The sequence below is a fragment of the Rhizorhabdus wittichii genome, assembly GCF_017607425.1.
GTDB lineage: Bacteria > Pseudomonadota > Alphaproteobacteria > Sphingomonadales > Sphingomonadaceae > Rhizorhabdus > Rhizorhabdus wittichii.
In genome coordinates, this window is the sequence record NZ_CP059319.1 from 3,898,770 (window position 1) to 3,922,281 (window position 23,512).

At 69.4% G+C, this 23,512-nt stretch carries 25 protein-coding genes; 14 read left to right on the forward strand and 11 right to left on the reverse strand.

Annotated elements, in window-relative coordinates:
• Positions 1 to 65 precede the first annotated feature (65 nt).
• From HRJ34_RS18670 to dapD, 6 genes are all read left to right on the forward strand, one after another.
• Positions 66 to 1,187: a SufB/SufD family protein gene (locus HRJ34_RS18670; RefSeq protein WP_226948854.1), complete on the forward strand. Its 1,122-nt coding sequence runs from the start codon at positions 66 to 68 to the stop codon at positions 1,185 to 1,187.
• Positions 1,184 to 2,398 carry a cysteine desulfurase gene (locus HRJ34_RS18675; protein ID WP_016746300.1) on the forward strand — a complete coding sequence of 405 codons (1,215 nt, stop codon included), beginning with the start codon at positions 1,184 to 1,186 and terminating at the stop codon, positions 2,396 to 2,398. The genes HRJ34_RS18670 and HRJ34_RS18675 overlap by 4 nt, the downstream gene beginning before the upstream one ends.
• 11 nt (positions 2,399 to 2,409) lie before the next feature.
• Positions 2,410 to 2,889: an SUF system Fe-S cluster assembly protein gene (locus tag HRJ34_RS18680; protein WP_208634394.1), complete on the forward strand. Its 480-nt coding sequence runs from the start codon at positions 2,410 to 2,412 to the stop codon at positions 2,887 to 2,889.
• Between the two features lie 69 nt (positions 2,890 to 2,958).
• Positions 2,959 to 3,312 (forward strand): HesB/IscA family protein, encoded by a 354-nt coding sequence (locus HRJ34_RS18685; protein WP_029548850.1) that lies wholly within the window; start codon positions 2,959 to 2,961, stop codon positions 3,310 to 3,312.
• Positions 3,313 to 3,507: 195 nt separating this feature from the next.
• On the forward strand, positions 3,508 to 4,179 hold the full coding sequence (locus HRJ34_RS18690; protein ID WP_029548851.1) for a pyrimidine 5'-nucleotidase: 672 nt from the start codon (positions 3,508 to 3,510) through the stop codon (positions 4,177 to 4,179).
• The gene (gene dapD / locus HRJ34_RS18695) at positions 4,176 to 5,000 is read left to right on the forward strand and encodes a 2,3,4,5-tetrahydropyridine-2,6-dicarboxylate N-succinyltransferase (RefSeq protein WP_016746303.1); all 825 of its coding nucleotides are present in this window, start codon (positions 4,176 to 4,178) and stop codon (positions 4,998 to 5,000) included. Before HRJ34_RS18690 ends, dapD begins: the two co-directional genes overlap by 4 nt.
• A gap of 230 nt (positions 5,001 to 5,230) precedes the next feature.
• Here dapD and argB read toward each other — a convergent pair whose 3' ends face one another.
• A complete protein-coding gene (argB, locus tag HRJ34_RS18700; RefSeq protein WP_012049112.1) occupies positions 5,231 to 6,136 on the reverse strand; it encodes an acetylglutamate kinase in 906 nt (301 codons plus the stop codon).
• 158 nt (positions 6,137 to 6,294) lie between these two features.
• Positions 6,295 to 6,957 (reverse strand): queuosine precursor transporter, encoded by a 663-nt coding sequence (locus HRJ34_RS18705; protein WP_012049111.1) that lies wholly within the window; start codon positions 6,955 to 6,957, stop codon positions 6,295 to 6,297.
• Positions 6,958 to 7,061: 104 nt separating this feature from the next.
• Between HRJ34_RS18705 and HRJ34_RS18710 the strand changes: the two genes are divergently transcribed.
• Positions 7,062 to 8,321 (forward strand): NupC/NupG family nucleoside CNT transporter, encoded by a 1,260-nt coding sequence (locus HRJ34_RS18710; RefSeq protein WP_012049110.1) that lies wholly within the window; start codon positions 7,062 to 7,064, stop codon positions 8,319 to 8,321.
• A 159-nt stretch (positions 8,322 to 8,480) separates the two neighbouring features.
• On the opposite strand, the gene rpoN is transcribed toward HRJ34_RS18710, so the two are convergent.
• The 6 genes from rpoN to HRJ34_RS18740 all read right to left on the reverse strand — a co-directional run bounded on the left by rpoN (position 8,481) and on the right by HRJ34_RS18740 (position 13,658).
• On the reverse strand, positions 8,481 to 10,019 hold the full coding sequence (gene rpoN / locus HRJ34_RS18715) for an RNA polymerase factor sigma-54 (protein WP_208632107.1): 1,539 nt from the start codon (positions 10,017 to 10,019) through the stop codon (positions 8,481 to 8,483).
• A 37-nt stretch (positions 10,020 to 10,056) separates the two neighbouring features.
• Positions 10,057 to 10,833 (reverse strand): LPS export ABC transporter ATP-binding protein, encoded by a 777-nt coding sequence (gene lptB, locus HRJ34_RS18720; RefSeq protein ID WP_012049108.1) that lies wholly within the window; start codon positions 10,831 to 10,833, stop codon positions 10,057 to 10,059.
• Between the two features lie 155 nt (positions 10,834 to 10,988).
• Entirely contained in the window at positions 10,989 to 11,510 is a 522-nt protein-coding gene (locus HRJ34_RS18725; protein WP_012049107.1) for an LptA/OstA family protein, read from the reverse strand.
• The gene (gene lptC, locus HRJ34_RS18730; protein WP_226948855.1) at positions 11,510 to 12,133 is read right to left on the reverse strand and encodes an LPS export ABC transporter periplasmic protein LptC; all 624 of its coding nucleotides are present in this window, start codon (positions 12,131 to 12,133) and stop codon (positions 11,510 to 11,512) included. The genes HRJ34_RS18725 and lptC overlap by 1 nt, the downstream gene beginning before the upstream one ends.
• 96 nt (positions 12,134 to 12,229) lie before the next feature.
• Positions 12,230 to 12,847 (reverse strand): ribonuclease D, encoded by a 618-nt coding sequence (locus tag HRJ34_RS18735; protein WP_012049105.1) that lies wholly within the window; start codon positions 12,845 to 12,847, stop codon positions 12,230 to 12,232.
• Between the two features lie 70 nt (positions 12,848 to 12,917).
• Positions 12,918 to 13,658 (reverse strand): TerC family protein, encoded by a 741-nt coding sequence (locus HRJ34_RS18740; RefSeq protein ID WP_012049104.1) that lies wholly within the window; start codon positions 13,656 to 13,658, stop codon positions 12,918 to 12,920.
• 337 nt (positions 13,659 to 13,995) lie between these two features.
• On the opposite strand from HRJ34_RS18740, the gene HRJ34_RS29570 reads away from it, so the two are divergent.
• Complete coding sequence (locus tag HRJ34_RS29570) at positions 13,996 to 14,790, forward strand: cold-shock protein (RefSeq protein ID WP_030092122.1); 795 nt, start codon at positions 13,996 to 13,998, stop codon at positions 14,788 to 14,790.
• Positions 14,791 to 14,989: 199 nt separating this feature from the next.
• Here the strand turns inward: HRJ34_RS29570 and msrB are convergent, their stop codons facing one another.
• Complete coding sequence (msrB, locus tag HRJ34_RS18750) at positions 14,990 to 15,475, reverse strand: peptide-methionine (R)-S-oxide reductase MsrB (protein ID WP_012049102.1); 486 nt, start codon at positions 15,473 to 15,475, stop codon at positions 14,990 to 14,992.
• Positions 15,476 to 15,645: 170 nt separating this feature from the next.
• Between msrB and queG the strand changes: the two genes are divergently transcribed.
• From queG to HRJ34_RS18765, 3 genes are read left to right on the forward strand one after another with little or no spacing between them, the layout of a single operon-like run.
• Positions 15,646 to 16,794, forward strand: coding sequence for a tRNA epoxyqueuosine(34) reductase QueG (gene queG / locus HRJ34_RS18755; protein WP_208632108.1), 1,149 nt, complete (start codon positions 15,646 to 15,648; stop codon positions 16,792 to 16,794).
• A gap of 36 nt (positions 16,795 to 16,830) precedes the next feature.
• The gene (locus tag HRJ34_RS18760) at positions 16,831 to 17,700 is read left to right on the forward strand and encodes a 3-hydroxyacyl-CoA dehydrogenase family protein (protein WP_012049100.1); all 870 of its coding nucleotides are present in this window, start codon (positions 16,831 to 16,833) and stop codon (positions 17,698 to 17,700) included.
• A 17-nt stretch (positions 17,701 to 17,717) separates the two neighbouring features.
• Positions 17,718 to 18,065, forward strand: a complete 348-nt coding sequence (locus HRJ34_RS18765; RefSeq protein WP_012049099.1) for a DUF952 domain-containing protein — start codon at positions 17,718 to 17,720, stop codon at positions 18,063 to 18,065.
• Between the two features lie 105 nt (positions 18,066 to 18,170).
• On the opposite strand, the gene HRJ34_RS18770 is transcribed toward HRJ34_RS18765, so the two are convergent.
• On the reverse strand, positions 18,171 to 18,635 hold the full coding sequence (locus HRJ34_RS18770) for a hypothetical protein (protein ID WP_012049098.1): 465 nt from the start codon (positions 18,633 to 18,635) through the stop codon (positions 18,171 to 18,173).
• A gap of 46 nt (positions 18,636 to 18,681) precedes the next feature.
• Positions 18,682 to 20,103 (reverse strand): helix-turn-helix domain-containing protein, encoded by a 1,422-nt coding sequence (locus HRJ34_RS18775; protein ID WP_012049097.1) that lies wholly within the window; start codon positions 20,101 to 20,103, stop codon positions 18,682 to 18,684.
• Positions 20,104 to 20,252: 149 nt separating this feature from the next.
• On the opposite strand from HRJ34_RS18775, the gene HRJ34_RS18780 reads away from it, so the two are divergent.
• From HRJ34_RS18780 to mce, 3 genes are all read left to right on the forward strand, one after another.
• Complete coding sequence (locus HRJ34_RS18780) at positions 20,253 to 21,785, forward strand: acyl-CoA carboxylase subunit beta (RefSeq protein WP_012049096.1); 1,533 nt, start codon at positions 20,253 to 20,255, stop codon at positions 21,783 to 21,785.
• A gap of 95 nt (positions 21,786 to 21,880) precedes the next feature.
• Entirely contained in the window at positions 21,881 to 23,062 is a 1,182-nt protein-coding gene (gene bktB / locus HRJ34_RS18785) for a beta-ketothiolase BktB (RefSeq protein ID WP_208632109.1), read from the forward strand.
• Positions 23,059 to 23,484, forward strand: a complete 426-nt coding sequence (mce, locus tag HRJ34_RS18790; protein WP_016744996.1) for a methylmalonyl-CoA epimerase — start codon at positions 23,059 to 23,061, stop codon at positions 23,482 to 23,484. Before bktB ends, mce begins: the two co-directional genes overlap by 4 nt.
• Positions 23,485 to 23,512: the final 28 nt, after the last annotated feature.

Genomic DNA, 23,512 nt, shown 5'->3' on the forward strand with positions numbered 1-23,512 from the left:
GTCTTCCGGCCTCCGGTCCATCGCTGCCGTCGAAGGTCTGCCTCTGTTTCTCCACCGCACTGCGTGTGGTCCCCCTCCCCACCTTCTCGGCAGGGAGGATTGCGCATGACCTCACCCTCCCCTCCACCCGCGAGGAAGCCTGGCGCTGGTCCGACCTGTCGGGCCTCGAAGCGTTCTCCGTAGCAGCCGCTACAGGCGCCGCCGCCGACCTCGATTCGCACTGGATCGGCGACGGTCCCCGGCTGCTGTTCGTCGACGGGCGGCTCGACGCGGGCCGCAGCCGGCCGGGGCCGGTGACGGTCGGCGCGGTCGACGCCGAATCGATCCATCCGCTGGCGCGGCTCGCCGCCGGCGACGGCTGGACGCTGGCGCTCCACAAGGACGGCGCCGCCCCGGCGGGCGCGATCGAGATCGTCCATGTCGCGACCGGCGGCGCCAACCACGTCCCGGCGCGGATCGTGATGGCCGAGGACGCGCAGGCGAGCATCGTCGAGACCTATGTCGGCGACGGCTGGGCCAACCGGCTGACCCGGATCGAGCTCGGCCGCTCGGCGCGGCTGATGCGGGCGATCCGGCTGGTCCAGGGGTCGGGCTTCACCTCGCTGCGCGACGAGGCGGTGTTGGGCGCGGGCGCGAGCCTCGTCACCACCATCCTCGGCGCGGGCGCGGGCGGCAGCCGGCTCGACGCCTTCCTCACCCTCGACGGCGCCGGCGCCTATGCCGAGCATGGCGGCGCGCTGCTCGCCCGCGACAGCCAGCGCCACGACGCCGCCGTGGTCGTCCGCCACGCCGAGCCCGAGGGCACCAGCCGCCAGCTCTGGCGCGCGGTCGCCGACGACCAGGCGACGGCGAGCATGGCGGCGCGGGTCGAGGTGGCCCGCGACGCGCAGAAGACCGACGGCGAGCAGAGCCTGCGCGGGCTGATGCTCAAGCGCACCGCGACGGTGAACCTCAAGCCCGAGCTGGAGATCTTCGCCGACGACGTGAAATGCGCCCATGGCGCGACGGTCGGCGAGCTCGACGCGCAGGCGCTGTTCTACATGAGCTCGCGCGGGATCACCCCCGATCGCGCCCGCGCGCTGCTGACCCAGGCGTTCATCGCCGACGCGCTGTCGCGGATCGGCGACGAACCGGTCCGCGACGCCTTCCAGGCCGCGGCGGAAGCCTGGCTGGAGGAGCGGATATGAGCAGCGTCGTCGACATCGCCGAGCTGAGCCGCCGCGCCGATTTCCCGGCGATCCCGGACGGCTGGCACTATCTCGACACCGCCGCGACCGCACAGAAGCCGCAGGCGGTGATCGACGCGATCGCCCAGGCCTATGGCCGCGACTATGCGACCGTCCATCGCGGCGTCTATCGCCGCTCGGCCGACATGACGATCGCCTATGAGGCGGCGCGCCAGCGGGTCGCCCGTTTCCTGGGCGCCCGCAGCGCCGACGAGGTGGTGTTCGTGCGCGGCGCGACCGAGGCGATCAACCTCGTCGCGCAGACATGGGGCGTCGCCAACCTCAAGCCCGGCGACCGCATCCTGCTGTCGCAGCTCGAGCATCATTCGAACATCGTGCCGTGGCAGCTCATCCAGGAGCGGACCGGCGTCGCGATCGACGTCTGCCCGCTCACCGCCGACGGCCGCATCGACCTCGACGCGGCCGAGGCGATGCTGACCGATCGGCACAAGCTGGTCGCGCTCGCCCATGTCTCGAACGTGCTCGGCTCGGTGCTCGACGCCCGCCGCGCGACCGAGCTGGCGCACCGCGTCGGCGCGAGGATATTGATCGACGGCTGCCAGGCGGTGCCGCGGATCGGCGCCGACGTCGCGGCGATCGGCTGCGACTTCTACGTCTTCTCGGGCCACAAGCTCTATGGGCCGACCGGGATCGGCGTGCTCTGGGCGAAAGCCGAGCTGCTCGACGCGATGCCGCCTTACCAGGGCGGCGGATCGATGATCGACCGCGTCACCTTCGCGAAGACGACCTGGGCGCCGGCGCCGCAGCGGTTCGAGGCGGGGACGCCCAACATCGTCGGCGCGCTCGGCCTCCACGCCGCGATCGACTATGTCGAATCGATCGGCCTGCCCTTCATCCACGCGCATGAAGCGGCGCTGGTGCGCAAGGCGCGCGCGGCGCTGTCGGGGATCAACAGCGTGCGGCTGTTCGGGCCCGAGGATGCGGCGGGCATCGTCTCCTTCGCGATCGAGGGGGTGCATCCGCACGACATCGGCACCATATTGGACGAGGACGGCGTGGCGATCCGGGCCGGGCACCATTGCGCCCAGCCGCTGATGGAGCTTCTCGACGTTCCGGCCACCGCGCGGGCGAGCTTCGGCATCTACAATGACGATGACGACGTCGCCGCGCTGGCGCGGGGAATCGAACGGGTGACGCGGATTTTCGGATGACGGACGAAGCGATGAACGAGACGGGCAAGATCGAGATCGAGGAGGTCGATGCGGTGCCGCCGCCGCCCAAGGCGCGCGTCGACACGGTCGCAGACGAAGGGGGGGCGGACGAGAGCGCGCGCAAGCCCGACTATCTCGAAGGCTTCCTGTCGCAAAGGCCCGCCGAGGCGGGCGCGGGCGAGCCCGGCGGCGACGTCTATGAGGGCGTGATCGCCGCGCTCAAGGAGATCTACGACCCCGAGATCCCGGTGAACATCTACGAGCTGGGGCTGATCTACGGGGTCGACATCACCGCCGACAACCATGTCGTGGTGACGATGACGCTGACCACCCCGCACTGCCCGGTCGCCGAATCGATGCCGGGCGAGGTCGAGCTGCGCGTCGGCGCGGTGCCGGGGGTCGGATCGGCCGAGGTCAACCTGATCTGGGACCCGCCCTGGGACCCGCAGAAGATGTCGGACGAGGCCAAGCTCGAACTGGGGATGTTGTAAGCGTGGCGAGCCACCCCCATTTTCCTCGTCGACCGATCCAGGGGCATAGTGGGTTTGGAGTTTGAACCGATGACGACGACCACCCGCCCGCGCCCCGCCGCGCTGATCCTGACGCCGTCGGCCGAGGCGCGCATCGCCGCGCTGATGGCGGCCGCGCCCGAGGGCGCGATCGGCGTCAAGCTGTCGACCCCGCGCCGCGGCTGCTCGGGCCTCGCCTATTCGGTCGACTATGTCACCGAGGCCGACCCGTTCGACGAGCGGATCGAGACCCCCGGCGGCACCTTCTACGTCGATGGCGGATCGCTGCTCTATCTGGTCGGCTCGACGATGGACTGGGTCGAGGACGACTTCACCGCCGGATTCGTCTTCGCCAACCCCAACGCCAAGGGCAGCTGCGGCTGCGGCGAGAGCTTCACGGTCTAGCTCCTATTTGTCCCCCTCCCGCAAGGGAGGGGTTAAAGTGGTAGCGACCTGAACTCAGGGGGAGCTTCCTCCGTTCCCCCGTCAGGCTGCGCCGGAGGCATCGAGCCTCCGGCTTCGCCACCACTAGCCCCTCCTGCAGGGAGGGGAGCGATCTCCCGGTTGCCTCCACCTCCCCCAAAGGCTACTCGCCCGGCCATGCCGCCCGCGCTCGACCATATCGACGCCTGGATCTTCGATCTGGACAACACGCTCTACCCGGCGTCGGCGGACCTGTTCGGGCGGATCGACGTGCGGATGGGCCTCTATGTCGAGCGGCTGCTGGGCGTCGACCCGGTCGAGGCCAGGCGCATCCAGAAGCAGCTGTTCCGCGAGCACGGCACCACCCTGTCGGGGCTGATGCACAGCCACGCGATCGACCCGCACGAATTCCTCGCCTTCGTCCACGACATCGAGATGGACGTGCTCGCCGAGGACAGGCGGCTGGTGAACGCGATCGCGAAGCTGCCCGGGCGCAAGCTGATCTTCACCAATGGCGACGCCGACTATGCCGGGCGGGTGCTCGAGCGGCTCGGCCTGTCGCGGAGCTTCGAGGCGATCCACGACATCCACGCCTGCGCCTATCAGCCCAAGCCGCAGGCGGCGAGCTACGCATCGATGGTCGAGGCGTTCGGCGTCGACCCGGCGACCTCGCTGTTCGTCGAGGACATGGCCCGCAACCTCAAGCCCGCCAAGGCGATCGGCATGACCACGGTGTGGGTCAACAACGGTTCCGAGTTCGGCAACCACGAGGCCGACGCCAGCTTCATCGATATCGAGATACACGACGTCGGCCACTGGCTCGACGAACTCACAAGGGGAATGGAATGAGCGGCGATCTGCAGACGATCATCGAGAAGGCCTGGGACGAGCGCGAGGGCGTCACCTTCTCGACCAAAGGCGAGGTGCGCGACGCGGTCGAGAGCGCGCTCGGCCTGCTCGATTCGGGCGCGCGGCGCGTCGCCGAGAAGGGCGCTGAAGGCTGGACCGTCAACCAGTGGCTCAAGAAGGCGGTGCTGCTCTCCTTCCGCCTCAACGACATGGAACTGATCCCCGGCGGCCCCGGCGGCGCGAGTTGGTGGGACAAGGTCCCGTCGAAGTTCGCCGCATGGGGCGAGGCCGAGTTCCGCGCCGCCGGCTTCCGCGCGGTGCCGGGCTCGATCGTCCGCCGCGGCGCGCACATCGCCAGGGGCGCGGTGCTGATGCCGAGCTTCGTCAACCTCGGCGCCTATGTCGGCGAGAACACGATGGTCGACACCTGGGCGACGGTCGGCAGCTGCGCGCAGATCGGCAGCAACGTCCACCTGTCGGGCGGCGTCGGCATCGGCGGCGTGCTCGAGCCGCTCCAGGCCGGCCCGGTGGTGATCGAGGACGACTGCTTCATCGGCGCCCGCTCCGAGGTCGCCGAGGGCGTGGTGGTCGAGCAGGGCGCGGTGCTGTCGATGGGCGTCTATCTCGGCGCCTCGACCAAGATCGTCGATCGCGCCACCGGCGAGGTCTTCGTCGGCCGCGTGCCGAGCTATGCGGTGGTCGTCCCCGGCACCCTGCCCGGCAAGGACGGCGGCCCGGGCCTCTACTGCGCCGTGATCGTCAAGCGCGTCGACGCGCAGACCCGGTCGAAGACCGGGATCAACGAGCTACTGCGGGATTGAGCGAACTCCCCCTCCCTTTCAAGGGAGGGGGTCGGGGGGTGGGTGGCGAGCGTAGCGAGCCTCCCCGGCCTTCCCGCAAAACTCCGTGAAGGGGCATCGAGCCCCTTCACTGCGTACCCTTCAGCGAGGTGAAACATGCCCCCAGCATGTTTCAGGGATTGCCCGGGGGGCAATCCCGACCTCGCAGAACTTACATCCCTCCCCTGAAGGGGAGGGAGAGCTTTCGGGAACTAGCCCATCCCGATCAGCGTGCCCGCGCCGCGGCGGGTGAAGGCTTCGATCAGCATCGCGTGCGGCACCCGACCGTCGAGGATGACGGCGGCATCGACCCCGCCCTCGACCGCGTGGACGCAGGTCTCCAGCTTCGGGATCATCCCGCCCTGGATCGTCCCGTCCTCGCGCAGCGCGTTGATCTGGCGCGGGGTCAGGTCGCGGATCAGCTTCTTCTCCTTGTCGAGCACCCCGGCGACGTCGGTCAGCAGGAACAGCCGCGCCGCGCCCAGCGCGATCGCGATCGCGCCCGCCATGGTGTCGGCGTTGACGTTGTAGGTGTGGCCGTCCTCGCCGATCGCGATCGGCGCGACCACCGGGATCATGCCCGCCTTGGAGATGGTGTCGATCACCCGCCGGTCGATGTCGGCGGGCTCGCCGACGAAGCCGAGGTCGACCGCCTTCTCGATATTGCTGTCGGGATCGCGCTGGGTGCGGCGGACCTTCTCGGCGACGACCATCCGGCCGTCCTTGCCCGACAGGCCGACCGCGCGGCCGCCCGCCTGGGCGATCCAGGAGACGATCTCCTTGTTGATCGAGCCGCACAGCACCATCTCGGCGACCCGCGCGGTCTCCGCGTCGGTGACGCGCAGGCCGTCGACGAAGCGGCTCTCGACGCCGAGCGTCTTGAGCATCTTGCCGATCTGCGGCCCGCCGCCATGGACGACCACCGGGTTGATCCCGACCGCCTTGAGCAGGACGATATCCTCGGCGAAGTCGCGCGCCGCCTCCGGGTCGCCCATGGCGTGGCCGCCATATTTGACGACGAAGGTCTCGCCCGCATAGCGCTGCATATAGGGCAGCGCCTCGACGAGCGTCTCGGCCTTGGTGAGGAGGAGCGGATCGGGGCTGTGATCGGTCGACATGGCGGCCCCTTAGCGGAGCGGGGGCGCGGGATAAAGTGGCGCGTTCATACTCGTCATCCCGGCGGAGGCCGGGATCTCGGGAGAGGGGAGATGAGGTCGAGGCAGGAGCGTCCTGAGACCTTGGCCTCCGCCGGGGCGATGCCTTGGGGAAGGGACGACTATCCCCGCGCGTCGACCCTCCGGCCCCAGGCGACGAACAGGGTGATCAGCGGCGGCACCAGGATCACCGACAGCGCGACCTTGGCGACCATCTGCCCGCCCATCAGGCCGAGGATGTCGCGCTCGCCATAGAAGCTGATGGTGATGAACATGACGGTGTCGGCGACCTGGCTGACGATGCTGGCGATCATGCCGCGCAGCCAGACGAAGCGGCCGACGCCCTGCCCCTTCAGCTTGTCGAAGATCAGCACGTTGAGCGTCTGCGACAGGCCGTAGGAGATCAGCCCGGCGATCATCATCCGGGCGCCCTGCCCCACCACGATCGGGAAGGCCTCGACCGCGGGCGGGTACATGCCGGGGTCGGCGGGCAGCCAGAGCACCAGCCGGATCAGCAGCGCCGAGGCGATCAGCGGCAGGAAGCCCCAGCGCACCAGCGCGTCGGCGGCGGCGCGGCCGTGCAGCTCGGCCACCGCGCTCGCCATCACCACCAGCAGCAGGAAGCCGAAGATCCCCGCCTCCACCGCGAGCGGGCCGATCGCCACCTGCTTCACCCCCAGCACCCCGGCGATGCAGACCATGCCGCCGTAGAAGAGCGAGAGGATGAAGAGCGAGCGCGGGAACGCGCGGGGCGAGGGCTGGGCCAAAGGCGGGGAGGCGTCCATGGAACCGCCTGCTACCGGCTTTGCCAGGCGAGCGAAAGAGCGCTTGACCGCGCCGGGCGCCGCGCCATGGTGGCGCTTTCGGGCGGGCTGGGAACCTCTCCTTCATGACCAAATGGCTGACCGGCATCGCCGGCATCGCGCTGATCCTGCTCGTGGCGGTGGCGCTGTCGTCGGACCGCCGGGCGATCCGCCTGCGCGTCGTCGGCGCGGCGTTCGGCCTGCAGGCGGCGATCGCGGTGCTGGTGCTCTACGTGCCGTGGGGCCGGACGGTGCTCGCCGGGCTGTCGGCGGGGGTGTCTAGCCTGCTCGGCTATGCCCAGTCGGGCACCGATTTCCTGTTCGGATCGCTGGTCAGGCCCGAGATCGGCGGCACCAGCTTCGCGCTCGCGGCGCTGCCGGTGATCATCTTCTTCGCCTCGCTCGTCTCGATCCTCTATTATCTCGGCATCATGCAGGCGGTGATCCGCTGGGTCGGCGGCGCGATCGAGAAGGTGACCGGCGTCTCCAAGGTCGAATCGCTGTGCGCCGCCGCCAACATCTTCGTCGGGCAGAGCGAATCGCCGCTGGTCATCCGCCCCTATCTGGCCGGCCTCGCCCCGCACCAGATGTTCGCGGTGATGACCACCGGCATGGCCGGGGTCGCGGGCACCATCCTCGCCGCCTATGCGGCGATGGGGATCAGCATCGACCTGCTGCTCGCCGCCAGCTTCATGGCGGCGCCGGGCGGGCTGCTGATGGCCAAGATCATCATGCCCGACCCGCGCGCGCCCGAGGGAGAGCTGCCGCTCGGCGACGATCCGGCCGAGGAGGCGATCGTCCTGGCCGAGGCGCACGAGGCCGAGGAACGCCCCGCCAACATCATCATGGCGGCGTCGCAGGGCGCGCAGACCGGCGTGCGGATCGCGGTCGCGGTCGGCGCGATGGTGCTGTCCTTCGTCGCGCTGGTCGCGCTCGCCAACGGGCTGCTCGGCGTCGCGGGCGGCTGGTTCGGCCATCCTTCGCTCAGCTTCCAGCAGCTGCTCGGCTTCGTCTTCGCGCCGGTCATGTACCTGCTCGGCATCCCGTGGGAACAGGCGCAGGTGGCAGGCGGGCTGTTCGGCGAGAAGATCGTCCTCAACGAGTTCGTCGCCTATATCCATCTCGGCCAGATCAAGGCCACGCTCGACGCGCACAGCCTGGCCGTCACCACCTTCGCGCTGTGCGGCTTCGCCAATTTCTCCTCGATCGCGATCCAGATGGCGTCGGCCGGCAGCCTCGCCCCCAACCAGCGCCCGGTGATCGCCCGGCTCGGCATCAAGGCGCTGATCGCGGGCAGCCTCGCCAACCTGATGTCGGCGGCGCTGGCGGGATTGCTGCTGGGGTGAGCTCCCGATCCCCCCTCCCTTTCAAGGGAGGGGTTGGGGGTGGGTGCGAGCGGTAGCGAGCCTTGCTCGATCATCCCGTAGAACTCCGACGAGGGGTGTCGAGCCCCTCGTCTCCGTTACCCACCCCTATCCCCTCCCTTGAAAGGGAGGGGGATGTGGTTACGCCGCCTTCATCGCCCGCTGCCGCCGGCGCTGGACCGACGAGCCCAGGCCGATCGCCTCGCGATATTTGGCGACGGTGCGGCGGGCGAGGTCGAAGCCCTTGTCCTTGAGCAGCTCGACCAGCTTGTCGTCGGACAAGATGTCGTCGCCCTCGGCGGCGATCAGCTTGGCGATCTGGCTCTTCACGGCCTCGGCCGAGACCGCGTCGCCGCCGTCGGCCGCCGCGACCCCGCTGGTGAAGAAATATTTGAGCTCGTGCAGCCCGCGCTCGCCCATCAGATATTTGTTCGAGGTGACCCGGCTGATCGTCGATTCGTGCATGCCGATCGCGTCGGCCACCGCCTTCAGCGTCAGCGGGCGGAGATGCTCGACGCCGTGGAGGAAGAAGGCCTCCTGCTGCTTGACGATCTCGCGCGCGACCCGGACGATCGTCCGCGCGCGCTGGTCGAGCGCCTTGACCAGCCAGTTGGCCGAGGCGAGGCATTCGCCGAGCCACGCCTTGCTGCCCTTGTCCTGCGGCCCGCTCGACAGCTCGGCATAATAGGCCCGGTTGACGATCAGCCGCGGCAGCGTCGCCGCGTTGAGCTCGATCGCCCAGCCGTCGGCGGTGCGCCGGACGAAGATGTCGGGGGTGACCGGCGCGGGCGGCTCGCCGCCGAAGCGCAGGCCGGGCTTGGGATCATAGTCGCGCAGCTCGCGGATCATGTCCGCCATGTCCTCCTCGTCGACCCCGCACAGCCGGCGGAGCTGCGGGATCGCGCCGCGCGCGAGCAGATCGAGATTGTCGATCAGCTTGGCCATCGCCGGGTCGTAGCGATCGGCCTCCTTCGCCTGGAGCGCGATGCATTCGGCGAGCGAGCGGGCGCCGACCCCGGTCGGGTCGAGCGCCTGGATCACCCCGAGCACGCGTTCGACATGGAACAGCGGCACGTCGAGCGCCTGGGCGATCTCGAAGGTCTGGCCCTCGAAATAGCCGGCCTCGTCGATCAGGTCGATGATCCGCGCGGCGATCGCCAGCTCGAACCCGTCGAGCAGCTCGCCCGCCTGCGCGGTCAGATGGTCGTGAAGCGAGAGCGTCGCCGCCGCATAGTCGTCGAGCCCGCGCCCTTCCTCGGAACCGCCGCCGGCGACGCCCTCCATCCCCAGGCTGCCGTCCATGCCGCGCGGGCTGTCGGCAGCGCTGTCATGGTGGAAGGTCTCGGCCGCATAGTCGACGTCGAGCGGCGCGTCGGCGAGCGCGTCGCCGGCCTCGACCAGCCGGTCGGCGGTCGGGCCATCCTCGTCGAAGCCGTCGCTGCGGAGGCCGTCCCCGTCAAGACCGTCTCCATCGAAGGCCTCGTCGGCGCCGGGCGGATCGGCGCGATCGCCCCCCTCGCCGCCACCGGTTTCGAGCAGCGGGTTCTTCTCGATCTCCTCGGCGATGAACGCCTCGACCTCGAGGTTGGACAGCGCCAGCAGCTTGATCGCCTGCTGGAGCTGCGGCGTCATCACCAGCGACTGGCTCTGCCGAAGGTCGAGGCGGGGACCGAGCGCCATGGCTACGCGGCCGGGATGGGGAAGCGCCGCATCGCGCTCAGAGCGAGAAGCCCTCGCCCAGATAGAGACGGCGGACATTCGGGTCGGCGACCAGCGCGGCGGGGCTGCCCTGGAACAGCACCTTGCCGTCGTAGATGATGCAGGCGCGGTCGACGATGTCGAGCGTCTCGCGAACATTATGGTCGGTGATCAGCACGCCGATGTCGCGGCGCTTGAGGTCGCGGACCAGCTCGCGGATGTCGGAGATCGAGATCGGGTCGATCCCGGCGAACGGCTCGTCGAGCAGCATGATCGACGGGTCGGCGGCCAGCGCGCGGGCGATCTCGCAGCGCCGCCGCTCGCCGCCCGACAGCGCCATCGCCGCCGAATCGCGGAGATGGTCGAGGTGGAATTCGCCGAGCAGCGAATCGAGCCGCTGGGTGCGCTGCGCCTTGTCGGGCTCGACCAGCTCGAGCACCGCCATGATGTTCTGGCTGACCGTCAGGCCGCGGAAGATCGAGGTCTCCTGCGGCAGATAGCCGAGGCCGAGGATCGCGCGGCGGTACATCGGCAGGGTGGTGATGTCGTCGCCGTCGAGCAGGATGCGGCCCGCGTCGGGCTTGACCAGCCCCATCACCGAATAGAAGCAGGTCGTCTTGCCCGCGCCGTTGGGGCCGAGCAGGCCGACCACCTCCCCGCGCGCGACGTCGAGCGAGATGTCGGTCAGCACCTGCCGCTTGTCGTAGGTCTTGGCGATCGACACGACCGACAGGCCGCGCACGGCACCGGTGCCGTCGGGACCGGCGGGGCGTTCGAGCGTGGCGGTGTCGTTCATGGCTGGGCGTTTCCCGCAGTCGATATTATCCGGCGCTAGTTAGCGAAAGCCGCCGCCCATGGAAACTGGCAAGCTTCGTGCATGGCCTTTTTGGGGGCGGCGAGTTGCCGAAATGAGACGATCCGCCGATGCCGGGCCGGACGGAGGCCCCGGACTCAGCTACCCGTCTTGCGCGGCGGGGGCGTGAAGCGGCCGGTCACTCGCCCGCCGGCCCCGCCGCCCTCGAGCGACGCGGCGCCGCTGTTGAGGTTGAGGACGAGGCGGTTGCCGCGCGTCTCGCCCTTGCCGGCGCGGACGATGACGACGTCGCCGATCATCGTCACCAGCCGGGTGCGCAGGTCGTAGATCGCATATTGCGAGCGGGCATTCTCGGTCGAGGTGGTCAGCACGACCCCGCCCGACGCATCCATCCGCGTCACCTCGGTCTGGGCGGCGGAGGTGTAGGCGATCGTCAGCCGGGCCGAGCGCAGCCGCATGTCGCCCTGCTTGACGTCGACATTGCCGGTCAGCACCGCGCGGTCGACGCGGTCCTGCAGCTCGATCCGGTCGGCGGCGAAGTCGACCGGCGCGCTCGAATCATGCTGCTTGAGCGCGTTGACGGTCTGCGCGCCGGCCAGCCCGGCCGTCCCGGCCAGCACCGCGATCAGCAGCGATTTCGCCAGCACCGCACGCCCCATCACCGCTGCCCTCCGACCTTCGCGCCGACTCTCGCCCCGGCCTGGGGCTTGGGCGCTGCCTTGGCCTGTCGCTGATCGATATGCAAGCGGGCTCGGCCTTCGAGCACGACGATCCGCTTGTTGAGATCGGCGGTGAAGCGGTCGCCGGAGAAGGTGCCGATGTTCATCCGGCCGTCGACCGGGCCCTGGCTCGCGACCTGGCGGGTCTTGAGGTCGATGCCGACATCGCGGGTCTCGATGTTGTAGCCGTCGGCCGAGCGCAGGTGGACCGGCCCGTCGACCGCGACCTTCTCGCTGTCCATGTCGTAGCGGCCGTGCCCGGCGACGATCTTCGCCGGCCCCTCGGGAAGCTGGATCTCGGCGGCGAGCTTCTGGAGCCGCACCACCGGATCGCGCGAGGTGGCCTGCACCGCCGAGCCGGCGGTGAGCTGGAAGGGCTGGCCCTTCGAATCCTGGCCGCGATAGGTGGCGGCGGTCACCCGCATCCGTTCGCGCGCCACCTCGACCCGGTCCTTCGACAGGACGAAGCTGATGTCGCGCCCGACCGTCAGCGGCGCGAGCGCGAGCAGCACGACGAGCACGCCGATCGCGACCGGCAGCACGATCCGCAGGATCGCGATCACCCGGTCGTGGCTGCTGCCGCTGGCCGCCCAGAGCTGGCGCTGGCTGCGGGCGCGGGCCGGTGCCGGGTCCGCTATAGCGGACCATGTCGCACGACATCAAACATGCGCGAAGATGTCGATCTCCGGCCAGCCGGCGAGGTCGAGCTCGGCGCGGGCGGGCAGGAAGTCGAAGCAGGCCTGCGCCAGCGCGGTCCGTCCCTCGCGCGCCAGCCGCTCGTCGAGGATCGTCCGCATCGCGTGGAGATAGCGGACGTCGGACGCGGCATAGTCCTTCTGCGCCTCGGACAGGTCGGGCGCGCCCCAGTCGGACGATTGCTGCTGCTTCGACACCTCCTGGCCGAGCAGCTCGCGCACCAGCTCCTTGAGGCCGTGGCGGTCGGTATAGGTGCGGATCAGCCGCGACGCCGTCTTGGTGCAATAGACCGGCGCGGCCATCACCCCGATATAATGCCTGATCGCCGCCAGGTCGAAGCGCGCGAAATGGTAGAGCTTGAGCCGGGCCGGATCGGCGAGCACCGCGCGCAGGTTCGGCGCGGCATAGTCGCTGCCGGGGGCGAAGCGGACGAGATGCTCGTCGCCGCGCCCGTCGGAGATCTGGACGAGGCAGAGCCGGTCGCGCGGGGTGATCAGCCCCATCGTCTCGGTGTCGACCGCGACCGGGCCGGGGCCGAGCGCGTCGGCGGGCAGGTCTTCCTGATGGAGATGGACTGTCATCGCGCCGCCATAAAGCCCGGCCGGGCCGAGGGCAATCCATAAGCCCGATCCGGGAAAGGAGCCCGGAGACTCACCCGGCCTTCCGCCGCCGGGCGTTGCGCTGGATCATGTTGAGCGCCTCGACCGCGGCGGAGAAGGCCATGGCGGCGTAGATATAGCCCTTCGGCACATGCACGCCGAAGCCCTCGGCGATCAGCGTCATGCCGATCATGAACAGGAAGGCGAGCGCCAGCATCACGATCGTCGGGTTGCGCTCGATGAAGCGCGACAGCGGGCCGGCGGCGGTCATCATCGCCGCGACCGCCGCGATCACCGCGACGAACATGATCGGGACATGGTCGGTCATGCCGACCGCGGTGATGATCGAGTCGATCGAGAAGACCAGGTCGAGCAGGATGATCTGGACGATCGCCGCGCCGAAGCCGAGCCCGGCGCGCCTGGCGTCGAACATCTCGCCCTCGTCGTCCTGGTCGACGCTGTGGTGGATCTCCTTGGTCGCCTTCCAGACGAGGAACAGCCCGCCCGCGATCAGGATGATGTCGCGCCACGACAGCGGCTGGCCGAACAGCTCCGCGATCGGGCGGGTCAGCGTGACGATGAAGGCGATCAGGCTGAGCAGCACCAGCCGCAGGCCGAGCGCCAGGCCGATGCCGATCATCCGCGCGCGGGGCCGCTGCGCCTCGGGCAGGCGGTTGGTCAGGATCGAGATGAAGATGAGGTTGTCGATGCCCAGCACCACCTCCATCGTGACCAGCGCGGCGAGCGCGGCCCAGTTGGCGGGGTCGGCGAAGATGGCGGCGATCTCGGGCATGACGTCCTTCGGGAGGGAGGGGCGGCCGCATCGCCGGGTTGAATCGATCGGCCGCGACTCGGAAAGGAGTGGGACCGGTCCCGGCGCGAATCAAGGTGGCGCGGCGCTTCGGAGCCGTGAGAAAATACGGTTACATGCTCATTCCGGCGGTCGATTCCACCCGATCGACGCGTTCAGGGCCCGTACAGGACCATGAAAGCGCTCGCCCACCGGAAATATTTGCTTTATGTCTTTTGTTTGGCGCGTCTGATTTTTGCGCGCCGGAAGGATGATGGACCCACGCCCGGTGCCCCGTCCTTTCGATGCATGGGGCGAGATTCGGGAAGAACTGCAAGGCATGGGTTTCGATAGAGGTAAGCGCGGTCCGCGCGGCGGCGGCAGGGACAAGCGCGACGGCTTCGGTGACGAAAGTTACGGCGGCTATAGTGGTGGCGGTTTCGGCGGTGACCGTTTCGGCGGCGGCGGCGGTTACGGCGGCGGCGGCGATCGCTTCGGCGGCGGTGGCGGCGGTGGTTATGGCGGCGGCGGCGATCGCTTCGGCGGTGGCGGCGGCGGCGGTTTCCGTGGCGGCGGCGGTGGTGGCGGCTTCGGCGGCGGCGGCGGTCGCGGCGGCATGCCTGCCCAGGTGATCGGCGAAGGCAAGGGCGTCGTCAAATTCTTCAACGGCCAGAAGGGCTTCGGCTTCATCGTCCGTGACGATGGCGGCGAGGACGTGTTCGTGCACATCTCGGCGGTCGAGCAGGCGGGCCTCACCGGCCTCGCCGAAGGCCAGCCGCTCGAGTTCACGCTCGTCGATCGCGGCGGCCGCGTCTCGGCGACCGACCTCAAGATCGAGGGCGAGCCGCTCCCGGTCGAGGATCGCGGTCCGCGCCCGGCGGCTGCCGGCGGCGCCGGCGGCCCGGCCCGTCAGCTCACCGGTGAGAAGGCGAGCGGCACGGTCAAGTTCTTCAACGCGATGAAGGGCTTCGGCTTCATCCAGCGCGACGACGGACAGCCCGATGCCTTCGTGCACATCTCGGCGGTCGAACGCGCCGGCATGACCAACCTCAACGAAGGCGACCGGCTCGAGTTCGAGCTGGAGGTCGATCGTCGCGGCAAGTACGCGGCGGTGAACCTCACCCCGCTCGGCTGAGCGAGGCGCTTCGGCGAAACGAAAGGCCCGGCCTCCCCACGGGGAGGCCGGGCTTTTTCTTTGTCTCCCCGTCATCCGATATTTGGATCGTCATCCCGGCGAAAGCCGGGATCTCCCTGCCTTTTCCGCTGCGGCGATGAGGACATAAAGAAGGGAGATTCCAGCTTTCGCTGGAATGACGAGACGAGGTGAGAGAGCCTCAGCCCTTCGCCACGAACGTCAGCGCCGCGCCGTTCATGCAGTAGCGCTGGCCGGTCGGCGGCGGGCCGTCGTCGAAGACATGGCCGAGATGGCCGCCGCAGCGATGGCAGCTCACCGCGCTGCGCGGCACGCCGATCTTGTAATCGGTGCTGGTGTCGACCGCGCGCGGCAGCGGCCGCCAGAAGCTGGGCCAGCCGGTGCCGCTGTCGAACTTGGTCGCCGAGCTGAACAGCGGCAGCGCGCAGCCCGCGCACAGGAAGGTGCCGGCGCGGTGCTCCTTGTTCAGCGGGCTGGTGAAGGCGCGCTCGGTCGCCTCCTCGCGGAGCACGGCATAGGCGAGCGGGCTCAGCCGCTTGCGCCATTCGGCGTCGCTGAGCGTGAAGGCATAGGCCCGCTTCGGCGCCGAGAAGGCCCGGCCGGCGATGATCGCCGTCACCGCGGCCGCCATGCCCGCGCCCAGCAATGTGCGTCGATCGACCGTCATCACCCTGCTCCTTCCGCTGTCATGTGGTGACGGAGAAGATACGCGGCAACCTTGGCGATGGTTACGACCGGGACGCGCCATCCTGAAAACCGTCATGCTGAAACAAGTTCCGCATGACGAAAAAGGGAGGAGCTTTGGTTTTGCCCGCGACCCCTCTAGATTCGCCGGGAATGACCGACGACCCCATCTCCCTGCGCGAGGCGATCCGCGACGAGGCGCTGAAGCTCGGCTTCGCGACCTGCGGCTTCGCGCGCGCCGACGCCGCGCCCGAGAGCGCGGCCCGGCTCGACCAGTGGCTGGCGACGGGCGCGCATGGGTCGATGGAGTGGATGGAGGCGCGCAAGGGCGAGCGGGCGCGGCCGCAGGGGTTGTGGCCCGAGGCGCGCAGCCTGATCATGCTCGGCATGAGCTACGCCCCGCGCGAGGACCCGATGCGGCTGGCCGACGCGCCCGGCATCGGCCGCATCTCGGTCTATGCGCAGGGCACCGACTATCACGACGTCGTCAAGAAGGCGCTCAAGCATCTCGCCCGCTGGCTGGTCGACCGGGCGGGCGGCGCGCTGAAAGTGTTCGTCGACACCGCGCCGGTGATGGAGAAGCCGCTGTCGGCGGCGGCCGGGATCGGCTGGCAGGGCAAGCACAGCAACCTCGTCTCGCGCGAGCATGGCAGCTGGCTGTTCCTCGGCGCGATCATGACCAGCCTCGACCTGCCCCCCGACGATCCGCACGACGATCGCTGCGGCAGCTGCTCCGCCTGCCAGGCCGCCTGCCCGACCGACGCCTTCCCGCGCCCCTATGTCGTCGATGCGCGGCGCTGTATCTCCTATCTGACGATCGAGCATAAGGGGCCGATCCCGGCCGAGTTCCGCGCGCCGATCGGCAACCGCATCTATGGCTGCGACGATTGCCTGGCGGTCTGCCCGTGGAACAAGTTCGCCGAGGCCGCCGCCGCCAACCGCGCCTTCTCCGCGCGCGCCGAGCTCGCCGCGCCCGAGCTGGAGGACCTGCTCGGCCTCGACGATGCCGGCTTCCGCGCGGTGTTCGCGGGATCGCCGATCAAGCGGATCGGACGCGACCGGATGCTGCGCAACGCGCTGGTCGCCGCCGGCAACAGCGGAATGGCGGCGCTGCTGCCGCCGGTCGTGGCGCTGCTCGACGATCCCGCGCCGGTGGTGCGCGGCGCCGCCGTCTGGGCGCTCGGCCGGCTCGATCCCGCCGGTTTCGCCGCCGAGCGGGCGGCGCGCCTGGCCTGTGAAAAGGACGAGGCCGTCGCCGCCGAATGGGACGCGGAGATTGCGGCCGCGCCCGCCGCCCGATAACAGGCGGCCCCGAAGAGAGTCGTCGGAGGGAACAGCATGGACATCATCGGAGTCGTCGGGGCGGGGCAGATGGGCGCGGGGATCGCGCAGATCGCGGCCCAGGCGGGGTTGAAGGTGCTGCTGTCGGACGTGTCGGTCGACGTCGCCGCCAAGGGCAAGGCCGGGATCGTCAAGCTGCTCGACAAGGCGGTCGAGCGCGGCAAGCTCGACGCCGGCAAGCGCGATGCCGCCGTCGACCTGATCGAGCCGGTCGGCGACCTGTCGGCGATGCGCGCCGCCGACCTGATCATCGAGGCCGCGACCGAGCGCGAGGCGGTCAAGCGCACCATCTTCGAGACGATCGGCAAGGTGCTCGCCCCCCACGCGATCCTCGCCACCAACACCTCGTCGATCTCGATCACCCGGCTGGCCCAGGCGTCGACCGATCCGGCGCGCTTCATCGGCATGCACTTCTTCAACCCGGTGCCGCTGATGCCGCTGCTCGAGCTGATCAAGGGCCTCGCCACCAGCCCCGAAGCGGTCGAGGCCGCCGAGGAATTCGGCCGCCGCACCGGCAAGACGACGATCCTCGCCGCCGACAGCCCGGGCTTCGTCGTCAACCGCATCCTGCTGCCGCTGCTCAACGAGGCCTTCTTCGCGGTGGGCGAGCGGCTCGCCTCGATCCCCGACATCGACGCGGGCGTGAAGCTGGGCCTCGGCCATCCGATGGGCCCGCTGACCCTGGCCGACATGATCGGCCTCGACACGCTGATCGAGGTGCTGCGCGTGCTTCAGTCCGATTTCGGCGATCCCAAATATCGCCCCGCCCCGATCCTGTCGAAGCTGGTCGAGGCCGGCTGGCTCGGCCGCAAGACCGGCAAGGGCTTCTACGACTATTCGGGCGAGACCCCGGTCCCGAGCTTCTGAGCAAGGAAGGACCCACCATGGCCGACCAGATCGCCTACAAGGTGCTGCTCGCCGACGAGATGGCCCGGCTCGAAGCCGATGGCCGTTTCGCCGGCGCGCCGGTCGACCTGGCCGACGGCTATATCCACCTGTCGACCGCGGCCCAGCTCGACGCGACCGTCGCGAAGCATTTCGCGGGACGGGACGGGCTGTTCGTCGCCGCGGTCGACCTCTCGGCGTTCGGCGACGCGCTGCGCTGGGAGCCGTCGCGCGGCGGCGCGCTGTTCCCGCATCTCTATGACGTGCTGACGCTCGACAGCCTGGTCGCCTACGGCCCGCTGGAACGCGACGAGGACGGTGCGGTGAAGCTGCCGGTGGCGGGGTAGAAAGGATCGTCATTCCGGCGGAGGCCGGAATCTCGGGAGAACTCGGTAGCGCTTCTCTCCTGAGATCCCGGCCTCCGCCGGGATGACCAAGAAGGGTCGGAGCGCCTACACCTCTTTCCGCAGCACCCGATCGGCCACCCACCCCATCGGCAGGCCGACGCAGATCAGGTGGGAGAAGAGCGCGTTGCCGACGTCCCAGGCGCCGGTGCGCGGGAACAGTTCGGGCCAGCGCAGCGGCAGGACGATCCAGTACATCACCAGATAGAGGCCGAGCCCGTAGACGGTGCCCCATAGCAGCGGCCGCCGGAGGATGAAGGGCAGCAGGCGCGCGGCGATCATGAAGACGGCCACCATCACCGTCATCAGCGCATAATGGACGATCAGCCCGGCGAGCGCGACCGGCACGCTCGATCCCTGGATCATCGGATCGCCGAACGGCCCGGCGGCGACGCCCTGCAGCACGCGGAGCGGGCCGACGCCCTTGACCGCGCTGAACGCGAAGGCGCTGAGCAGGTCAAGCGAGCCCGACAGGGCGGTGGCGGTTACGATCGCACGGGTGACGGGTCGCATGGTCTGGTCCTCTCCCCCTGTCCTGCCGACAGGATATAGCCGTTCCCTAGCTCAGCCGATAGGGCACCACGTCGCGGCGGTCGGCGTCGACCTCGATCGGCCGGCCGGCCGGCGGGAAGGCGCGCTGGTCGCAATGCTCGCGCGGGCACAGCCGGCACGAGATGCCGATCGGCGTGACCGCCCCCGGATTGCCGAGATCGAGCGCGTCGGCATAGATGAAGTCGCGGGCATGCTCGACCTCGCAGCCCAAGGCGACGGCGAAGCGGCGCGGCGCGCGGGTGAAGCTGCCCGACGGCTTGACCAGCCCCTTCGCCATCTGGACGTAGCGCACCCCGTCGGGCATCTCGGCGAGCTGGACGAGGATGCGGTCGGGGATCGCCACCGCCTCGTGGACGATCCACAGCGGGCAGGCGCCGCCGAAGCGGGCGAATTGCAGCCGCGTCGCCGAATGGCGCTTGGTGATGTTGCCCGCCATGTCGACCCGGCAGAAGAAGAAGGGGATGCCGCGCTCGGCCGGGCGCTGGAGCGTCGACAGCCGATGGCAGGCCTGCTCGAAGCTGACCCCGAAGCGCTGGCACAGCCGGTCGATGTCGTGGCGCAGCCCGCGCGCGGTGTCGCGGAAGCGGCGATAGGGCATCAGCAGCGCCCCCGCCGCATAGTTGGCGAGGCCGACCGACAGCAGCGGGAAGGCCTCCGCCGCGCGAAAGCGCGCCTCGGCGGCGACCGAGGCGATCTCGCTGCGCAGGTCGAGCTGGACGAGCTGGTGCGCCATCATGAAGCGGCGCGTCTCGGGCGGCTGCGCCGATCCGATCGTCAGCAGCCCGCGCCCTGGATCGAAGCGGCGCAGCATGCCGCCGCCGTCGTCGGCCGCGGTGACGATGTCGACCCCGTGGCGCCGCTTGAGCGCATGCGCGATCAGCGCCTCGGGCAGCGGCTCGGCGTCGAGATCGTCGGCCAGCGCCTCGGCGGCGCGGTCGATCGCGTCGACATAATTGCCCTCCTCGTGGAACCAGTCGCGCACCTCCTCCCACGGCAGCCGGTCGTCGCCGGGCACGCCGCTGGCGATCCGGTCGTCGACGAGCTGGAGCCGTTCCTCGGCCCGGCGCCAGGCATCGTGGAGGCGGACGAACTGGTCGGCGAAGACCGGCTGCTGCTCGACCATGCGGTGGAGCATCTGCGGCCCGACCTCGGCATTGGCGAACAGCGGGTCGGCGAACGCCTCGCGCAGCGTCGCCAGCCGCCGCTCGGCGTCGCCGGCGGTGTCGCGGTTCCAGTCGATCGGGAAGGCCTTGGCGAACGCCTCCCCCACCGCAGGGGTGATCGGCCGGTCGTCATTCTCGAGCTGCGACAGATAGGAGACCGACAGCCCGACCCGCGCCGCCATCGCCGCCTGGCCGAGCCCGACCCGCTGCCGCAGCGCGCGCAGCTCGTGCCCCGCGAACAATCTGGTGCCGGTGCGTCGCGCCATGCCGGGGCCTCCTCGTCGCCTCCGAGTGAAACAGAGTCCCGCAAATTTTGCAAATAGGAACTTCGCAAGTCCGCAAGTTCACATTTGCCTTATCGCGCAAAGCTTGAAAAGGGGGCCGCATTCAAGAATCCCAAGGAGCCTATGGTCCTATGCTGGCGATCCTGCAGAAGCTCGAGGAGAAGCGCGCGGCGGCGCGGCTGGGCGGCGGCGAGAAGCGCATCGAGGCGCAGCACCGCAAGGGCAAGCTGACCGCCCGCGAGCGCATCGAGGTGCTGCTCGACGCCGACAGCTTCGAGGAGCTCGACATGTATGTCGAGCACAACTGCACCGATTTCGGCATGGAGGCCGAGCATATCCCCGGCGACGGCGTCGTCACCGGATCGGGCACGGTCAACGGCCGCCTCGTCTTCGTCTTCAGCCAGGACTTCACCGTCTATGGCGGCGCGCTGTCGGAACGGCACGCGCAGAAGATCTGCAAGATCATGGACATGGCGATGAAGGTCGGCGCGCCGGTGATCGGCCTCAACGATTCGGGCGGCGCCCGCATCCAGGAGGGCGTCGCCTCGCTGGGCGGCTATGCCGAGGTGTTCCAGCGCAACATCCTGGCGTCGGGCGTGATCCCGCAGATCAGCGTGATCATGGGCCCCTGCGCGGGCGGCGCGGTCTATTCGCCGGCGATGACCGACTTCATCTTCATGGTGAAGGACAGCTCGTTCATGTTCGTCACCGGCCCCGACGTGGTCAAGACCGTCACCAACGAGGTGGTGACGCAGGAGGAGCTGGGCGGCGCCGTCACCCACACCACCAAGACCTCGGTCGCGGACAACGCCTTCGACAACGACATCGAGGCGCTGCTGTCGGTGCGCGAGTTCGTCGACTTCCTGCCGCTGTCGAACCGGCACGACCTGCCCGAGCGGCCGACCGACGACCCCTGGGACCGCGCCGAGCCGAGCCTCGACACGCTGATCCCCGACAGCGCGACCAAGCCCTACGACATGAAGGAGCTGATCGCGAAGGTCGTCGACGAGGGCGACTTCTTCGAGGTGCAGCCGAACCATGCCGGCAATATCGTGATCGGCTTCGGCCGGATCGAGGGCCGCCCGGTCGGCATCGTCGCCAACCAGCCGATGGTGCTGGCCGGCTGTCTCGACATCAACTCGTCGAAGAAGGCGGCGCGCTTCGTCCGCTTCTGCGACGCGTTCGACATCCCGATCGTCACCTTCGTCGACGTGCCCGGCTTCCTGCCCGGCACCGCGCAGGAGCATAACGGCATCATCAAGCATGGCGCCAAGCTGCTGTTCGCCTATGGCGAGGCGACCGTCCCGAAGATCACCGTCATCACCCGCAAGGCCTATGGCGGCGCCTATGACGTGATGGCGTCGAAGCATCTGCGCGGCGACCTCAACTATGCCTGGCCGACCGCCGAGATCGCGGTGATGGGCGCCAAGGGCGCGGTCGAGATCATCTTCCGCAAGGACATCGGCGACGCCGCGAAGATCGCCGAGCGCACCAGGGAATATGAGGACCGCTTCGCCAACCCGTTCGTGGCGGCGTCGAAGGGCTTCATCGACGAGGTGATCATGCCGCACTCGACCCGCCGGCGGATCGCGCTCGGCCTGCGCAAGCTGCGCAACAAGAGCCTCGAGAATCCCTGGAAGAAGCACGACAACATTCCCTTGTGAGGTCTTTTCACCCGTCATTCCCGCGAAAGCGGGAATGACGAGAAGACGGTTCCGATGAAGCATCTTTCCCGGCAGCGGGGCATGGAGTGAGTGGAATGGAAGACATCTACATCGTCGGCGCCGCGCGGACCGCGATCGCCGATTTCGGCGGCGCGCTGAAGGACGTTCCCCCGGCCGACCTCGGCGTGATCGTCGCCAGGGCGGCGCTGGAGCGCGCCGGGCTCGAACCCGGCGACGTGCAGAATGTGGTGATGGGCCAGGTGATGCCGACCGAACCGCGCGACGCCTATCTGGCGCGCATGGTCGGCGTGACCGCGGGCGTGCCGATCGAGACGCCGGCGCTGACCCTCAACCGGCTGTGCGGTTCGGGCGTCGAGGCGATCGTCACCGGCGCCAAGGCGATGGTGCTGGGCGAGTCGGACATCGTCCTCGCCGGCGGCGCCGAGGTGATGAGCCGCGTCCCCCATGTCGTGAAGGGCGCGCGCTGGGGCACCAAGATGGGCAATGTCGAGATGACCGACGGTCTGATCGAGGCGCTGAGCGATCCGTTCGACAAGGTCCATATGGGCATCACCGCCGAGAATGTCGCCGAACGCTACCAGATCACCCGCGAGGCGCAGGACGCGCTGGCGCTGCAGGGCCACCAGCGCGCCGCCAGGGCGATCGCCGAGGGCCGCTTCAAGGCGCAGATCGTCCCGGTCGAGGTGAAGACCCGCAAGGGCGTCGTCGCCTTCGACACCGACGAGCATGTCCGCGGCGACGTCTCGGCCGAGGAGCTGGCCAAGCTGCGTCCGGTCTTCAAGAAGGACGGCACCGTCACCGCCGCCAATGCCAGCGGCATCAACGACGGCGCGGCGATGGTCGTGCTGGCGACGAAGAAGGCGGTCGACGCCAAGGGCCTGAAGCCGCTCGCGAAGATCCTGAGCTGGGGCCATGCCGGGGTCGAGCCGCTCTATATGGGCATCGGCCCGGTCAAGGCGGTGCCGATCGCGCTGGAGCGCGCCGGCCTGACCCTGGCCGACATCGACGTGATCGAGGCCAACGAGGCGTTCGCCGCGCAGGCCTGCGCGGTGGCGCAGGAGCTGGGCTTCGATCCCGACAAGGTCAACCCGAACGGATCGGGCGTCGCGCTCGGCCATCCGGTCGGCGCGACCGGCGCGATCCTGACCGTCAAGACCGTCTACGAACTGGAGCGCATCGGCGGCCGCTACGGCCTGATCACCATGTGCATCGGCGGCGGCCAGGGCATCGCCATGGTGGTGGAGCGCTGCGCATGAAGCTCGGCCGGCTCAACCATGTCGGGGTCGCCACCCCGTCGATCGAGAAGAGCATCGCCTTCTACCGCGACGTGATGGGCGCCGAGGTGATCCGCGAGCCGTTCGACCTGCCCGCGCAGGGCGTGAAGGTCTGCTTCGTCGACACGCCGAACAGCCAGATCGAGCTGATCGAGCCGCTCGGCGAATCCTCCCCGATCGCGGGCTTCATCGCCAAGAATCCCGAGGGCGGCCAGCACCATATCTGCTATGAAGTGCCCGACATCCACGCCGCCAAGGCCTGGTTCGAGGGCAAGGGCGCGCGCGTGCTGGGCGAGCCGCGCATCGGCGCGCACGGCACGCTGATCTTCTTCGTCCACCCGCGCGACATGGGCGGGGTGCTGACCGAGATCATGGAAACCCCGCGACCCGGCGTCAGCCACTGACGGCGCCCCTGAGGTTCGGAAGGAAGCA